The sequence below is a fragment of the Marivita sp. genome (assembly GCF_051251565.1).
GTDB lineage: Bacteria > Pseudomonadota > Alphaproteobacteria > Rhodobacterales > Rhodobacteraceae > Marivita.
In genome coordinates this window covers 1-15,931 of the sequence record NZ_JBPOFB010000031.1, presented here as the reverse complement: position 1 = coordinate 15,931, position 15,931 = coordinate 1, and the positions used below count along the sequence as shown (strand labels likewise).

The following is a 15,931-nucleotide window of genomic DNA, read 5'->3' as shown; positions in this document are numbered from 1 at the left end:
ACTTCGCGCGCTTCGGCATTCAGCAGGTAAAGCACGACCGTGCCGCATGTCGCCGACAGCAACGCGACAATCCCAAGATTCGCTAATCCTGGTTTCCCGATCGACGACCAGAGCCGGACCAACCCAATCCTCTGACCCTTCTGAGCGGACTGACTGCCCGAGGCCATGAGCCTCAAAAGTCTTTCGCCCAGCCCTTGGGGCTGAGCGGATTGCGACGCTTTTTCGGTCATATTTTTCCCGGCACTTGCTTACTGCTTGGGCTGGGTCAAAAGCAGTGTGATGGCCACGATCGGCGGCGTCAAAACGACGGAGAAAAAGAACGCTCCGCCAAACCCTAGCGCACGGTCATGCCCGAGAAGCCCTACGATGGCGCACAGGCCAAGGTAGGCTATGACGACGATCGGACTCATCGCTCTACAGACCTATTTGGAGCTGGCGGCAGCGAATTCGTCCTGTAGGTCCTTTTTGATGGCATCGACGCTGAAGTCGAGCATCGATCCGCCGCCTTCGAAATGACGCACAAAGACTTTGCCGATTGCATAGGTGGATGCGGCGGCAAATGCTGCCATTCCAGCGCTGCCAATCAACGTACCGCTATACGGGATCAGCTTGACCGATGATCCCAGAAGGCCAGTACTTACCGCCGCCGGTGCCAAAGTTCCCAACAGCGCCGTGATCACGGCCTTAAGATTCTGCTCATCCGCATCCTGTGCGTATGCAGCCGCGATCTTGCGAACCATCTGTACCTGAACGGCGCCGATGGCGAGCAGATCGAGATAAGGCACGGGTACAACGCCGCCCGCAGCCGACCACTTCACCGAAGACGAGATGATCTCTGCAACTTTCTGGTGCCGGTTCTCGACAGTAGTTTCCGACTTGTTGTCATTTTTTGCCATTGTCGTGGTCGCCATGGTGTCACCTCATATCGGGCTTGGGATTAAATCGGACGGAAACACGTCATTTGACGGACGTCGATATTCCGCAACCACATCCATCTTCTTTTTTTATCCAGCAAGCCAAGTCCAAAGTCCAACCTAAATTACCCCCGATGTACAAGTTTTGTGGTTTATTTCCCAAGCGGAAGTTCATCTGCATTTGTATAGTGAATTTAACACCTGTGATATCACAGATTTAAGTAACTGATTTATATATAATAATTATAATGAGAAAATTATATAACTAATTTACTCCTACAGATTTCCTCCATGTTTTTATCAATTAGGTTTTCAATAATACTCTTAAGTTGCATTAATATATAAAGATACAAATGTGAGCCTCCCTCGATAATCGTGAGTGATTCACCGAATATACGCAGCACTCATCCCACATTCCCCAAGTAGGTCGCTGATTTCGCTGTCGTGATCGTGATATTTCGCATATAAATCATGGTGTTGAAGGCAGTGAGGGGCTCGTTTCATGGATCACCCAGAGGGTGCGAGCTCGGAGCGGGGTGACCGGGTCGATTTCGACCGCCGTGTGCGTCTGGAGTTCCGTGGTGCGCAGATCAGTTCAGACGGCGGCCTGCTGGTGATGCGCGAGCTGGATGACGTGCTCGGCCTGTCCAATCTGGCGTCGGAGGCGCTGCGAGACAGCCGCACCGGGAAGAACACGCTCCATCGGATTGACGGATTGTTCCGGCAATCGGTGTTCGGACGACTGGCCGGATACGAGGATGTGAACGATGCCGACCGCTTGGCCCTCGATCCCGTGATGCGTCAGGTCGTTGGCGGCAGGGCCGTCGAGGCGCAAGCTGCTTCGGCATCGCAGATGGGACGGTTCGAGACCGAGACGCTTGCCATGGCCGAGAACCGGGCGGCGCTGGCCGACCTGAACGGGCAATGGATCGACCGGTTCCATGACCGCAACGGGCTGAAGTTCATCGTGCTGGACATGGACAGCTCGGTCAGCCCGACCCATGGCGACCAGGAAGGGTCCGCCTGGAACGGGCATTTCGACTGCACCTGCTATCATCCAAACTTTCTGTTTAACCAGTTCGGCATGCTTGAGCGCTGCGCCCTGCGCCATGGCAATGTCCACAGCGCCGATGGTTGGCGGGACGTTCTCGACCCCGTCATGGCCCGCTACGCGGGGCGCGACCTTGGCGGCCGCTTCTTCCGGGCCGACGCCGCCTATGCGATCCCCGCCATCTACGAACGGCTGGAAGAAGCAGGCTACTTCTACGCCATTCGGCTGCCCGCCAACCCGGTGCTCAAGGACAAGATCGCGCATCGGCTGCCTCGGCCCGTGGGGCGACCCTCGCTGACTAAGGTCAAGCGGTTCTTCGAGGATCTCGAGTATCAGGCCGCGTCCTGGGACAAGCCGCGCCGCGTGGTCGCCAAGATCGAATGGCATCCGGGCGAGTTGTTCCCGCGTGTCGGCTTCATCGTCACCAACATGCCGATGGAACCGGATTGGGTGGTGCGGTTCTACAACCAGCGCGGCACCGCCGAGCAGCACATCAAGGAAGGCAAACATGCCTTCCGTTGGACGCGGCTGTCATGCCGGAAGTTCCGCGACAACGAGGTCCGACTGCAGTTGCACGCCCTGGCCTACAACCTGGCCACCTTCTTGCGCTGCATCGATCTGCCCGACGCCATGGCCGACTGGTCGTTGACCAGCTTGCAGCTCAAACTGATCAAGATCGGAGCCCGCGTCGTCCGTCACGCCCGCGCCATTACCTTCCAACTGGCCGAGGTGGCGGTGACCGGTGCAATGGTCAGGGCCATTCTTGCTGCGATAAACCGTCTCCGAGCGCCACCGCTATGCGCATGACGCAGAAACTGCCCGAGGGCGAACGAAAGCGGCAGGACAAGTCTGTCCGGCACGCCGAAGATCGGCGCTGCTGGGCCAGGATGCTGCGGGTTCACGGGCCGATCCGCACTGTTCCAGCAGCTTGCGCGACCGCAGATGCCGCTCGGGGTGAAAAACGCTTGTCCAGTGGGCAAAATCAGGCAATCTTGACGTCAGACGGCAGGCCACTTGGGGAGTGTCGGTTCAACCGACACTCCCCAAGTGGCGTGTCTCTTGAGGGAGGGTCGCCTGATCAGGCCTGCGGATCAAAGTATCTTTTGGCCCTGAAGGTCTCCAAAGTTGCGGATGCGCCTGAAGGCGGGTGCCTCATGCTTCGAACTTGTGCCGTGCTGGCTCGGAGGTGATGATTTTCAGCGCTTTGGACACACTTGTCCTGCCGCTTCCGTCCAGTTTGGGGGTGGACCCGCTGTCAGACGCATATCGGAGGCGCTCGCAGTCGGCGGATGGCGGCAAGGGTGGTGCGCACCATTGGGCCAGTGACAGCAACCTCGGCCAGTTGAAAAGTGATGGCGCGGGCGTGACGCACCACATGGGCGCCGATTTTGATCAGCTTCAGCTGGAGTCTGGTCAGTGACCAGTCAGCCATTGCCTCTGGCAGCTTGATGCAGCGCAGGAAGGTGGCGAGGTTGTAAGACAGCGCATGAAGTTGCAGCCGCGCCTCGTTATCACGGAAATTCTTGCACGACAGCCGTGTCCAGCGGAAGGCATACTTTCCTTCCTTGATATGCTGCTCGGCGGTGCCGCGTTGGTTGTAGAACCGCACCACCCAGTCTGGCTCCATCGGCAGGTTGGTGACGATGAACGCGACACGCGGGAACAGTTCGCCCGGATGCCATTCGATCTTGGCTATGACGCGGCGCTCCTTGCCCCAGGACGCCGCCTGATACTGGAAGTCCTCGTAGAAGCGTTTGACCTTGGTCAGCGAAGGCCGCCTCACGGGGCGCGTCAGTCGATGTGCGATCTCCTCGCGCAGAATGGTGTTGGCGGGCAACCGGATGGCATAGAAAAACTTGCTTCTTCCAGCCGCTCATAGATCGCGGGGATCGCGTAGGCAGCGTCGACCCGGAAGAAGCGTCCACCAAGGTCGCGGCAAGCATACCGGGCGATGACGGGGTCCAAGACCTCCTGCCAGCCATCAGCGCTGTGGACATTGCCATGGCACAGGGCGCAGCGTTCCAGCATGCCGAACTGGTTGAAAAGGAAGTTCGGGTGGTAGCAAGTGCAGTCGAAATGGTCATTTCACGCCGCGCCGTCCTGATCGCCATGGGTCGGGCTGACCGAGCTGTCCATGTCCAGCACGATGTATTTCAGCCCGTTACGTTCATGGAACCGGTCGATCCATTGGCCGTTCAGGTCGGCCAGCGCCGCCCGATTCTCGGGCAAGGCTAGCGTCTCGTTCTCGAACCGTCCCATCTGCAAGGCCGAGGCAGCTTGCGCGTCAATGGCACGGCCGCCCACGACCTGGCGCATGACCGGATCGAGGGCCAGCCGGTCGGCGTCGTTGACGCCCTCATATCCGGCCAGTCGCCGGAACACCGATTGCCGGAACAGCCCGTCAAGACGATGGACGGTGTTCTTGCCGCGCCGGGTGTCGCATAGTGCTGCTGCCGCCAGATCGTACAGCCCGAGCGCGTCATCCAACTCGCGCATCACCAGCAGGCCGCCGTCGGAACTGAGCTGCGTGCCGCGAAACTCCACCCGTACGCGGGGGCCGAAATCGACCCGATCTGCCCGCTGCAAGCCCACACCCTCTGGGTGATCCATAAACCGCGCCCCTCGTAGCCGCCAACACCATGATTTATATCGGAAATAACACGGTCACGGCAGCGAAATCAGCACCTTACTTGGGAAATGTGGGTTTGTCGCGGTAATTCCGGTTTCGACAGCCGACTCGGTCTGAAAACCCACAAGATTCACAAATCATGAATATTCTGAGTGAATTCAAATAAAACAACGCTGCGCTCAGCGCCCTTCGATTGAGTGTGCTTCGCCGCATTCAAACATGTGTGGCCGCACGCAAAGAGTCATTACGTGACCCTGCCACCAGCCCGCCCGAACCCGCAGAATGCTTTGACGGCCAAGCTGCGACGACAACTCCGGTTGCAGTTCAAACCGCAGATCGTCCCCCGATATGGCCGTCAGGCGGGCTTCGTGAAAATCGACAAATCTTTTGACCGTGGGGTAAACGGCCTTGAAAATCGACTCCTTGGCCGAGAACAACAGAGTAAATCCCGCGTCGGCCCAAGGAGTCTGAGAGACAAGTTCCAACTCTTCGGGCCGGATGATCTGCGACCGGATTTCCAGGCTGTCCTGCGGTCGAACAGTGGCTTCGATGTCGATGCCCAAACCGACGTACTGTCTAGACTTTGCCGTTAGGCAGACCACGAATCTGTCGCAGTGCGTCAGGCTGCCGGTGACGCCGGTTGGCCACACGGGCGCGCGGTCAGGCCCCAGGATCGGCCAGTCCGTGGCGGTGTCGGTCAATGCTAGCAGATCCGGGGCAAGATCGCGTATCGCCTCCATCGCACAGCGTCGCCCCGCACGATATTCACCCTTTCGCTTGGCGACGGCCCGGGCAAGCTGCGGTGGTATGGCAACGTCAAGCGCCGCCATTTCGCCGCCATCCAATGCCATCCAGCGAGCACACATCCCGTTTTTCGTCAGCCACAGCGGCAGTGCAGGGGTTCCTTGCTGGCCGCTACACCTGTGGGAACGCTGTTGATGTTCATCCCTGTCAATCATCCTGTGCACTCCTTGCGCGCCATATTCAAAGCAGAGCAAGTCTATGTCCAGACATGACAGCCGACCAGCAGGTCTTAAAACTGCAGGTTTGGGCACAACGCGATTTCCAGCTGGCGCCTTCGCTAGACACAATGTTGCAACCAAGTAGAAATGTCCCTCGTGGGGGTGTTGTCAGACCAATTCGAACTCGTCTCTGCAAGGACAATATGACTGCCCTTTATGCCGCACCGAGACCGCGCCACTCAGCCAGAGCGGCGGCACGGTTGAGCTTGAAATTTGGTCTCGTTGAGAGGCTGCGTTCCTGATTGAAGTGGTTGTAGACAGAAGAGTGAACGGCAGCGAATTTCTGCAAACTTTGCATGCGCCGGAAGCGGAGCATTGCCCTCTCCCGTCGTCGAAATGGCAAGTGTGAATTTTCCGCTCTGTTGTTCAGCCAGCGGCCCGTTTCCTGCCTGTCTGCGGCGCCGACCTCTTTCAGCGCAGCGCCGTACGATGCCAGCCCGTCCGTAACGAAGACTTCCGGCCGACCATGCTTGCGCATTGCTTTCTTTAGGAATTTCAAGGCCGACTTCTTATCGCGCGTCTTTGTGACGAAGCTTTCCAGCACCTCGCCTTCATGATCGACGGCCCGCCAAAGATAGTGTCGCTCACCGTTGATCTTCACGAACATCTCGTCCAGATGCCAACGCCAATGGCTGGATTTCAAACCATCGATCCGCCGTTTTCGGATCTCAGCAGCAAACATCGGACCGAACCGATGCCACCAAAATCGAATGGCCTCGTGGCTCACGTCGATGCCGCGTTCGTGGAGCAAATCTTCCACATTGCGCAGCGACAGCGGGAAACGGACGTACAGCATAACCGCCAGGCGGATGATCTCTCGGCTCGTTTTGAAATAGCGAAATGGATCAGGTTTGGTCATGAAGGGAAGTTACGCAACCGCCCTGCCTCGCTCAAGCTGGTTTGCTCTGACAGTGCCATTTTGCATTCGTGTCCACCTGGCGCGGGTTCGTTTACGTGGCCTTCGTGATCGATACCTTCACCCATCCTGAAAGACCCCGATTGCAAATCAGGCAACGACATTAAACGTTGCAAAAAGTCCACGACAGCTTGAGCGCTGGATTAAAGCATATTTGCATAAAGCGTTTTCCTGCTATCCTTACTTTTACGTGGGGGCCAATTTGAGGTGTTGTTTTATCATGCGCAAGTTCCCTCTGTCCGTGGCTTTTTCGTTGTTGTTGACAGCATGCACTGCTGGTCGGGACTACGTAGCTCCCACCGCGAACATGGAAAGCCGGTTTGTCAGTGCCGGCTCCACGTCGATGCAGAACGTCGCGTTTGCGAAGTGGTGGACCGATTTGCAGGATCCACTACTCAACTCTTTGCTGGAACGCGGGTCAGTACAAAACATTGATATTCAAGCGGCGTTGGAACGTATTCGCGCGGCCGAGGCGGCTCTGGGCCGGACCGGGCCAAACGCTCAGACAAGTGGCAGCGCATTGTTTGACGGGGTCGAGCGGAAGGACGATCCCAATACGACCGATCCAAGTCGCGGTCAGATCAACGCACAATATGTCTTTGATTTTGCAGGTGGGTTTCGCAGAGAGTCAGAACAGGCGCTCGCAAATTTCGATGCGGCACAAGCCGATGCGGGGACAGTGCGGCTCGCTTTTTTTGCGGACATCATCAATGCCTATATTCAAGCACGCTACTTTCAGCAGGTAGCTTGGATCACGCGTCAAACGATTTCCTCACGCGAACAGACATTGGAAATCGTAAATCAAAGACGAGAGCTCGAGGAAGCAACGGAACTAGAAGTTTTAAGAGCGGAATCGGACGTGGCCACGGCACGCGCCCAACTTCCGGTTCTGAACGCCAATTTCGAAACCAACGTCTTCCGGCTCGCGACACTGCTGGCCGAACCAGCAGGACCATTGATGCAAAAAATGCAAAGGGGCGCTGCACAACCGCGGCCACGAGCGCGCTCGATGGTTGGCATTCCGGCCGATCTTTTGCGTAACCGACCAGACGTAAGATTTGCCGAACGCAACCTGGCAGCCGCTACCGCGGCCATTGGCGTGGCGGAAGCACAACTTTATCCGTCAGTCGTGCTGAGCGGATCGCTCGGAACTGCTTCAGCGAACCGCTGGAGTTTTGGGCCAACAGTGACGTTACCCATTTTTAACCGGGGCGTGTTGCAAGCCAATAAAAGGGTCGCGGCATCTGAAGCACGCCAAGCTGAATTGGAATGGCGTCAAACGGTACTATTGGCTGTGGAAGAAGTTCAGACATATTTGACGCTGAGCAGGAACTGGCAAACACAGTTGGGCTTTCAAACAACGGCTGCAGACGCCTCTGCCAATGTCGAAGAATTGTCTCGCAAGAGTTACGAGGTTGGCTCGATCACCCTCACTGACGTTCTGGATGCCGAACGAAGGAACGCCGCAAATCGTGTAGAAGTTGCAAACGCGTTAAGAAACTACACCGAAAACTGGATGCGTTTACAAGTCGCTGTGGGCAAGGGATGGCTCGCCGAGGGCGTCGTCACAACCGACGAAACACGCAGTGCCTTGGCGTCTGTCGATCCCTTGGGAGTTTCCACAACTCAAACCGCCGACAAGGAGTGAGCTGTCTGGTCAGTGTTCACGGAACGCTCGCGTCATACTGTCTGCGATTGGCTTGGTAATATACTGCGCAAACGTTCGTTCTGCAGTTTGTATCATGATTTCGGCGGGCATGCCTGGCGTAGGGCGGAAGTTACGTACTCGGCGCAACTCATCCGGTTCGAGAGATATCCGGGCAACGTAAACTTCTTGCGCCACGCCGGTTGAACTATCAGTTACCGCGTCTGCGGAGAGATAAAAGACCTCTCCGTTCAAAACAGGCGTTGTGCGTTGGTTTAACGCAGTCAGTCTGACCGTGGCCGGTTGACCGGTGCTCACATCATCGATGTCTGCTCTCGAAATCTGCACCTCCACGATCAGGGGCTGATCCGCGGGCAAAATCTCGAGAATGGGCCGACCTGTTTCGATGACCCCTCCGGATGTGTGGTAATGCATCCGCACAACTGTTCCAGTTACAGGGGCTAGGACATCCTTTCTTTGCTTCACGCTCAGGGCAGCACGCGCCTGTTCGCGAACGCCATCGAGTTCGCCTTGTACAACCTGCAAATTGTCAAGCGCCGTTTGCCGATAGCGCGCCACTTCCTGTTGCATCTGTTGTTTGTACTTCAACTTTATCGTTTCGATTTCATCGACTTCAGCTTGAAGTCGACCAATCTGCCCTTCCGTATCGATGGATTTCCGCACGAAGGCTGAAAATTCGGATCGTCTGATCAAGCCCTCCTCGAGAAGGGATTCCTTGATTTGGAGTTCTTCCAGAAACAATTCATGCTGCCGTCGGTAGGAGTCGAGTTGTGTCTCGTAGCCAACGCGCCTGATTTCCAACGCATCGAAATTCCTTTGGAGAAGCGCCAAATCTTCTTCAAGCGCTGCCTCCGCTACCTGGAATGCAAGAAGTTGACCGTCCAGCATTGAAGCTACTTCATAGTCAGATCGCGCTGCAAGGAGATGCTCAGGAAAAACCAGACCAGCCTCATGATTATACTGCGCGAGCAGTCTTGCCTCGGTCGCCTCAAGGCGCATCTGCCTGAGAAAAAGTTCCCGCTCACTTGCAGCGGCCGTGGTCTGGTCAAGACGAAGCAGAATTTGGCCTTTCTCTACATGATCTCCCTCCTCGACCATGATGTTCTCGATGATGCCACCTTCCAGGTGCTGAACGATCTTGTTTTGTCCAGTGGCCACAAAACTGCCTTGCGCAATTACGGCCGCAGCCAGTGGGGCGCGAAAAGCCCAAAGTGCAAAGCCACCGAAAGACACCAGAAGAAGAACGAGGCCAAATATGACCTGTTTTTTCACTGATCGCGGCACTTCAGCGTACCACTGCTCCTCTTCAATGAGCATTGGAAGATTAGTCATTCTTGGGGACCTGCTTGTTTGGTGTCGATTTGCGCCCAGCGAGTTTTTCCAAGACTGATTGGCGCTCGCCAAACAGTTGGACCGTACCGTCCGCCAAGAGCATGATTTTGTCTACCACCGACAACAGCGACGGTTTCTGCGTTATGACGACTACGGTAATTTTGTTTTCTTGCGCGTGCTTGATCGCCTGAGCAAGTGCTTTGTCGCCGCTGGTGTCTAAGTTTGAATTTGGTTCGTCGAGAACCACAAACCGCGGATCACCGAAGAACGCGCGGGCTAACGCGATCCGTTGCTTTTGGCCGCCTGACAGCGGTGCGCCATCGGCAGCTACAACTGTTTCATAGCCTTGCGGCAAATTGGCAATCATTTCATGGACGTCTGCGAGACTTGCCGCCTTGTAGATTTGTTCGTCCGTGGCATCCTCTCGCATCCGACCAATGTTCTGCTTTATTGTGCCCGGAAAAAGCTGAACGTCCTGAGGCAGATATCCGATGCTTTCTCCAAATTGGCGCTGATCCCAGTTTCGCAGATCCATCAGGTCCAAGCGCACATTTCCTGACGTTGGCAATATGGAACCGACAAGCATTTTTCCCAAAGTAGTTTTACCGGCACCGGAGTTACCGATCACAGCAAGCGTCTCTCCTGGGTTAAGAGAAAAACTGATGCCATTGAGAATGACCTGTTTGGTGCCGCCGGGCACATACAACAGTCTTTCCACATCCAGCCGGCCTTCTGGCTTGGGCAGTTGAAGTCTTTCAAACTGCGCCTTTGATGAGTGCAGCAGATTTTTGATGCGGTGATAAGCTGACCGCGACAGGGAAAAACCGTTCCATCCTTCGATGGATCCCTCAATCGGCGCCAACGCGCGCCCAGCGATAATTGATGCCGCGATGACCATGCCGCCAGTAATCTGGCCATCGATCGCAAGAAACGCCCCCCAACCCAGCATCGCCACCTGCGTCAGCAAACGAACGGCCCGTGAAACCGCCGCCGTCATGATATTGCGATCCTGCGCGCATACCTGTGCTGTCAAAGACTGTGCCGTGTCCTTGCCCCAAATCACGACAGCCTCGGGTATCATGGCAAGAGCGTTGATAATTTGCGAGTTTCGCGCCATGGAATCCAGATGGAGATTGGCTTTTGACTGTGCGACATTCGCATCCGCAAAGGGTTTTGCCGTGATCTTCTGGTTCACGATTGCAACAACAAGCAAGATCAGCGACGTGACTACCACGATACTACCGAGGTGCGGGTGTATCATGTAAATGCAAAGAATGAAGAGGGGCGCAAATGGTACGTCCAGGAACGAAATGAGCGTTCCAGAGACCAGAAAACCCCTCAACTGCTGCAAGTCCCCGAGGGTCTGATATTCCCGCCCACTCCCGTGAAGCGAAGCATGTGATGCGGCACTCAAAATCGGTGCGCCAAGCTGAACGGCAACCTCCACAGCGGTGCGCATCAATATGAACCTGCGAACAGCGTCAAAAATCGCTTGCAGAATAACGGCACCGGCAATGATCACAGTTAGCATAATCAGAGTATCAACCGATCGACTGGTCAAAACTCTGTCGGAAATCTGAAAAAGATAAATTGGGATGGCGAGGATCAACAAGTTCGTTGCACAGGTGAGCACGAGAACAAACGCGAGGTTTCCACGAACGGCTTTGTGTCCCTTTCTAAGACTTTCCGCGAAATCCTCCGGACCTTTGCGCTTGTGAAATTGCGGCGGGGGGCCACCATGACCACCTCCGCCGCCGCCCCCTTGATCTGGAGGCTTATTGACTGAACCGATGTCGGAACGCTTGATTGGCCCCGTTTCGCCTTCGATCGTTACACCGGCGATCTTATTTCTCTCCGTCACTCTCCCCACGTCATTTTGCTTTGCGTCCTCACCTGGTGCGCGTGCTTCAGGCGCATTCTGAGATTTTTCTTCTTCCACACGTGCGCCGCCGCGCTCCGTTTCATCCAAAAGTTTTGTGTCATCTTTCCGGCGCTGTACTTCAGCCGTAGCCGCTTCCGGCGCTGCTTCTTGGCTTGGCTGCTGTTGCCCCGTTTTCGGCTCGGACGAGTTCCGCGTTGTATACGATTGCTCCGGAACGGTGTATTCTTGCCGTTCCGCATCTGCTTGCTGAGCGCTTTGCGGTTTCCGAACGCACTGACCTTCCAAGGTAGCTTTTGACTCTTTTATGTTGCGCACTTCTGGTTTTGAAAAAGCTTCTTGCGAGACAGGGGCCTTTGGCTCTGGCGCAAATCGAAGCTCGGGCTGTAAGTCTTGTGCCGGAGAAACTTCGGGCGAAAGCTCGCTGTATTCAATGCGGTCTTCTATGCGCAAGAGAAGAGGAAGCCTATCCTTGACCTGTTGGCGGCGCTCTTTTTTCTTTTCAATATCATGATGCTGGAGAAATGAAAGTGATAGATCGTTCACGTAACTGGCCTTTCCGGCTTGGTGCTTTTTCAGGTCAGTACAGCTTCGGTTCCCAAGGCCTGAGCCGCGGAATCCGTAACCGTATCATGTGCGCTAGCAACGATTTCCTTTGCAAGATCGGGTCCGATCAGACCATCTGCGAGAAACGCGACAGCCTCACTTGCCAATTCAGCAATTCCCATCGCGGCATCGGCCTGCGAGTTCGTATCCACAAGATTAGCTTGATGAATTAAGGCATCCGAATACGTCGTACCTTTTGCCATGACGACGCTGTCTTGGCCCTTGTTTTTTATCGAAGCGAAGTTGGCTTCGATATTTGAGCCTGTTGTAATCTGAATTTCTTTCTGCAGCGCAGCAGCAAAGTGATCATGGGCCATCTGGATTTGATCGCTGTCTCCAAGAATGTTTGACTGGCTCAAGATGTTAGCGGTCGTGAAATCGCCATCCACATAAAGAACTTTGAGCAATTCCGTGCCCAAAAACAGATCGTCCTGGACGAGATCCTCGTCTACCTCGTCACTGCCTTCGGCAAACTTTTGTAGTGCGGAGATAAACGTTTCCGAAATCTCTGCGTCGGTATCCTCGCCAATCTTTTCGATACTTGCTTTGTTGTAAAGAAGGTTGTCCGACGTCGATAAACCGGGCGGGGCTGCGATTTGCTCGGGTTCGTCTTGCCGAGGCGCCGGATCGGATTTTTCGGACCCAAGACTTTCTGATCCTGAGCCTGTATCCAGCTTCAATGGCTCTATCTCTACAGCAGTGGTTTCGCTCCCTTCAGTGGAGAGATCTTTTGTTTCCGCGAACTCAAGGTTGGCGGATTGCTCCGTCGGCTCATTGCTACCTTGATTTTCCAGAATACTGTCTGCGGCTGTAGCAGTTTTATCGGATGCTTTTTCGTGCCCGTCGTCAGTGGCAGTCGTCTTCGTCGCACGTGCATGAAAAGCTTCTGGGCCGGCGTCTTCTTCATCGACAGCGGGTGCGCTTTCCATGCTGATACTGTCAGTCATGGTACTTTGACCAATGGTTTCAACGCCCGACAACAACCCAGAAATTGGGACTTCACCATTGGCGTCGCTCACAGTTTCTGGCGTCTGCACTGTGTCTTTGGGCATGAACAAATCACTATCCAACATGACGTTGACCTGATCGATAAGATTGATCTCGACCATGTTCCCGCCGATCACAATCAGATCAAAGCCATATCCAAATTGCGCCGAGTTGAAACTGTTGGTGATCAGGTTCTCGCCGAGGCCCAAAAAGGTCGTTGTGGCACCAAAGGACAAAACTGCCTGATCCATGTCCGAGCTGAAGGTATATTGCTTCGCAAAATTGATTTGCGTGACATCACCGTCATAGCGAACCACGGCCCAATTCGATGGGCTCTGCCCGGATTTTAATGGTTCGTTTACTTTCTTTTCGTCGTTGCCTCCATCATCGGATGCCGTTTGCGCGCCGTCGGGCGGATCGTCCTCGTCTGCTCTCGGACTTTCAATTTCACTAGCATCTTCTTCCGCTTCGCTTTGCTCAAGCGCTTCGAGTTCAGCTTCCACGACCGACAACTCGCGGATGGACGCGGCGTTGATCGTCTGCGACTGGAGGGACCCACCGAGTTCGCTTGAGAACTGCCCGGTTCCCATATCGTGGTCGACGAGCACGTTTACCTGCGATATTGCATCAAACTTTAGAACATCTCCGGCAACGGCAAATACCGATGCATCAAGCCAATTCGAGTAAATGGAAGCGGAGTTGACCAAAGTGTTGGCCCCGGCAACCACTTCCGTGTTGACATCGTCATACTTGGCGGCCGAGCCTTCTTTCTCGAAATCTCTCGAAAAGTCGTGCTCCTCGTTTTCCCCTTCGCCCGCATCTTCCTCTTCCGCTTCTGCTCGCTTCAGCGCGTGATAAAGCGGGATGATGTCTTCCCATTCAGGCAGACTTTCGGCTTGCTCACCATTGACCAAAACAACGTCTTCTTCGGTCTGAAACAGTGCAACCATGACATGACCGTTGTCGACAGAAGTGACTTGCCCGGCCGTTTCCGAGATTTCAGCCACAACTTCGAACCAGTCAGTATCTTGTGTGAGCCCTTCGAACGAAATGATGCTCAAGGAATACGCGAAATCAGCCAGTTCGTTCAGGGAGGACAGGATCGCTGCTGTCGGCTGAAAATCTGCAAACTGAACGTTTCCAAATGTGTCGTTATCGAAGAGCGTCGCATGCTGATGTGTCACAGTGACCACAGACGCCGGCAGCGGGAGAATAAAATTCGCGTAGAAAATCGGCAACGGCAGAGCCAAGCCCGGAAACTCAACATTGGGGATATCATACCCGTTGCCCTGAATACTAAGAGGGTCATTGGTGGGCAGTGGCCCCAGGGCCTCTGGCGGGCCGCCAACGACGTCATCGTCTGACCTTATGCTATCGGATGGAAGCGTGATTTTTTGTGAAGGTTCAAAATCCTTCAGTTTGTGGCCGTGTTTAGCCTGATGCGAGAGCAGCTCCAATCTTTGAGCTTCCGCTTGTTCGGCCAAGAGAGCCCGAAACTCTTCATAGGCGTCGCGCATGCGCGCTTGCTCTATTGTCATGTCGAAAGAACCAATGAAGTGAGAGATTTTCTCGGTGATCGGATCTAAAGACATGGACTACCTCCAACGGTAAGAAACAGTAATTGAACGATCTTTCTGTAGGTCCCGGGGCCGGGCGACCGGCCCCGGGGATTCTTTCGCGCTCGGGCTTAGACGCCGTCGCTGCTGTCGTCGCCGATGTAGTTCGAGCTGAACGAACCGCCCACGACGTTCATATCGACAGTGTTGCCCAGAACGTTGGCACCCATCACGATGCTTTGGTTAAAGGCTGCCACATCGACGGCTGCCGCTGCTGACGCATAGGACTCACCAGTGACGTAACCGTCGTCACCATTGCCCGAGCCCCAGCTGCCCGCGTCGCCGCCAGCGCCACCGGCACCGTTGGTTGCGGTTCCGCCCATGCCGCCGGTGTTTGTACCACCGTTAGCAGCACCACCATCGGCGTCACCGCCCATGGCCTGACCGGACGCACCGCTTGCAGCTGTTGCCGCACCGCTAGCACCACCGTCACCGGAGTCTGCCATCTGGTTACCCGTTGCCGAGGTATCCATCGCGGCATCCGCCATGTTGCCGGTGGAGCCACCGCCACCGGTCGAGACGTCGGTGTCGTTGTCGGTCATAGACTCAGCCAGAGCTTCAGCCGCAATATCGGACAGACCGCCATAGCCACCATCGCTGTCGGAGTAGCCATCGGCTGCACCTGTCGCATCGGCGCTGTTGGTCGATCCGGTAGCTCCGCCGTTGCCACTTGAGGCCGACGAGTCGGAACTGCCGTCACCGCTGACGTCGGACATTGCAGAACCGTCCGTATCAGCGCTACCGCCAGTCGCCGCGGATTCGCCGGTGCCGGTGTTGGTCGCATCCGCGTCGTTGGATGCATCCGTGGCCCCGCTTGCGCCAGACTCGGAGTCTGTGCCGCCCGTGGCTGTGGCCGCAGCGTCATCGTCTGTCGACGAATTGGCCTGGGCCCCGGCTCCGGAGGTTCCGTCGTTCGCCGCCGCACCTGAGTTGGTGTTGGTGAACGTCCCGGTCGCTGCCGTACCTGCTCCGCCAGCGCCGGACTGGTTGTCCGAAGTGCCGGTGCCGGTATTGGTGGCATCGGTCGCCGCGTTGCCGGTTGCACCCGCACCGCTTTCGGAATCTGTTGCCCCGCTGGTATTCGCGCTGGCATCATCATCCGTGCTTGCGGTTCCTGCAGCTGCTGCTCCACTGGTGCCGGTGTTGTCCGCAGCGCTAGAATTGTCGTTGTCGACCATTCCAGTCGTTGCAGTTCCAGCTCCGCCAGCGCCGGACTGATTGTCCGAGGTACCGGTACCGGTATTGGTGGCATCGGTCGCCGCGTTGCCGGTTGCACCCGCACCGCTTTCGGAATCTGTTGCCCCGCTGGTATT

The 15,931-nt window shown here is 55.8% G+C and carries 10 protein-coding genes and 2 pseudogenes; 2 read left to right on the top strand and 10 right to left on the bottom strand.

Going from position 1 to position 15,931, the window contains the following annotated elements:
• The 3 genes from ACSHXH_RS18405 to ACSHXH_RS18395 form a co-directional block, all read right to left on the bottom strand.
• Positions 1–230: hypothetical protein (locus ACSHXH_RS18405; protein ID WP_435673261.1), on the bottom strand; the 230-nt coding region annotated here is incomplete at its 3' end.
• An 18-nt stretch (positions 231–248) separates the two neighbouring features.
• Complete coding sequence (locus ACSHXH_RS18400; RefSeq protein WP_435673260.1) at positions 249–410, bottom strand: hypothetical protein; 162 nt, start codon at positions 408–410, stop codon at positions 249–251.
• Between the two features lie 12 nt (positions 411–422).
• Complete coding sequence (locus tag ACSHXH_RS18395; protein WP_435673259.1) at positions 423–911, bottom strand: YcjF family protein; 489 nt, start codon at positions 909–911, stop codon at positions 423–425.
• A 505-nt stretch (positions 912–1,416) separates the two neighbouring features.
• Here ACSHXH_RS18395 and ACSHXH_RS18390 point away from each other — a divergent pair.
• Complete coding sequence (locus ACSHXH_RS18390; RefSeq protein WP_435673258.1) at positions 1,417–2,772, top strand: IS1380 family transposase; 1,356 nt, start codon at positions 1,417–1,419, stop codon at positions 2,770–2,772.
• Positions 2,773–3,220: 448 nt separating this feature from the next.
• Here the strand turns inward: ACSHXH_RS18390 and ACSHXH_RS18385 are convergent.
• The 3 genes and pseudogenes from ACSHXH_RS18385 to ACSHXH_RS18375 all read right to left on the bottom strand — a co-directional run bounded on the left by ACSHXH_RS18385 (position 3,221) and on the right by ACSHXH_RS18375 (position 6,475).
• A pseudogene (locus ACSHXH_RS18385) lies at positions 3,221–4,575 on the bottom strand (IS1380 family transposase).
• Positions 4,576–4,773: 198 nt separating this feature from the next.
• On the bottom strand, positions 4,774–5,445 hold the full coding sequence (locus ACSHXH_RS18380; protein ID WP_435673257.1) for a 4'-phosphopantetheinyl transferase family protein: 672 nt from the start codon (positions 5,443–5,445) through the stop codon (positions 4,774–4,776).
• Positions 5,446–5,770: 325 nt separating this feature from the next.
• Entirely contained in the window at positions 5,771–6,475 is a 705-nt protein-coding gene (locus ACSHXH_RS18375; protein ID WP_435673256.1) for an IS6 family transposase, read from the bottom strand.
• Positions 6,476–6,752: 277 nt separating this feature from the next.
• Here ACSHXH_RS18375 and ACSHXH_RS18370 point away from each other — a divergent pair, with 277 nt between their 5' ends.
• Positions 6,753–8,180: an efflux transporter outer membrane subunit gene (locus tag ACSHXH_RS18370; protein WP_435673255.1), complete on the top strand. Its 1,428-nt coding sequence runs from the start codon at positions 6,753–6,755 to the stop codon at positions 8,178–8,180.
• Positions 8,181–8,189: 9 nt separating this feature from the next.
• Here ACSHXH_RS18370 and ACSHXH_RS18365 read toward each other — a convergent pair whose 3' ends face one another.
• From ACSHXH_RS18365 to ACSHXH_RS18350, 4 genes and pseudogenes are all read right to left on the bottom strand, one after another.
• On the bottom strand, positions 8,190–9,530 hold the full coding sequence (locus tag ACSHXH_RS18365) for an HlyD family type I secretion periplasmic adaptor subunit (protein WP_435673254.1): 1,341 nt from the start codon (positions 9,528–9,530) through the stop codon (positions 8,190–8,192).
• Complete coding sequence (locus ACSHXH_RS18360; RefSeq protein ID WP_435673253.1) at positions 9,523–11,955, bottom strand: type I secretion system permease/ATPase; 2,433 nt, start codon at positions 11,953–11,955, stop codon at positions 9,523–9,525. Before ACSHXH_RS18360 ends, ACSHXH_RS18365 begins: the two co-directional genes overlap by 8 nt.
• 29 nt (positions 11,956–11,984) lie before the next feature.
• The gene (locus ACSHXH_RS18355; RefSeq protein WP_435673252.1) at positions 11,985–14,594 is read right to left on the bottom strand and encodes a hypothetical protein; all 2,610 of its coding nucleotides are present in this window, start codon (positions 14,592–14,594) and stop codon (positions 11,985–11,987) included.
• A 95-nt stretch (positions 14,595–14,689) separates the two neighbouring features.
• A pseudogene (locus tag ACSHXH_RS18350) lies at positions 14,690–15,931 on the bottom strand (hypothetical protein); the annotation flags it as partial.

Excerpts from the sequence above, each read along its gene's own strand:
- ACSHXH_RS18400 (WP_435673260.1), bottom strand. The coding sequence starts at position 410 with ATGAGTCCGATCGTCGTCATAGCCTACCTTGGCCTGTGCGCCATCGTA.
- ACSHXH_RS18395 (WP_435673259.1), bottom strand. The coding sequence starts at position 911 with ATGGCGACCACGACAATGGCAAAAAATGACAACAAGTCGGAAACTACT.
- ACSHXH_RS18390 (WP_435673258.1), top strand. The coding sequence starts at position 1,417 with ATGGATCACCCAGAGGGTGCGAGCTCGGAGCGGGGTGACCGGGTCGAT.
- ACSHXH_RS18380 (WP_435673257.1), bottom strand. The coding sequence starts at position 5,445 with ATGGCATTGGATGGCGGCGAAATGGCGGCGCTTGACGTTGCCATACCA.
- ACSHXH_RS18375 (WP_435673256.1), bottom strand. The coding sequence starts at position 6,475 with ATGACCAAACCTGATCCATTTCGCTATTTCAAAACGAGCCGAGAGATC.
- ACSHXH_RS18370 (WP_435673255.1), top strand. The coding sequence starts at position 6,753 with ATGCGCAAGTTCCCTCTGTCCGTGGCTTTTTCGTTGTTGTTGACAGCA.
- ACSHXH_RS18365 (WP_435673254.1), bottom strand. The coding sequence starts at position 9,530 with ATGACTAATCTTCCAATGCTCATTGAAGAGGAGCAGTGGTACGCTGAA.
- ACSHXH_RS18355 (WP_435673252.1), bottom strand. The coding sequence starts at position 14,594 with ATGTCTTTAGATCCGATCACCGAGAAAATCTCTCACTTCATTGGTTCT.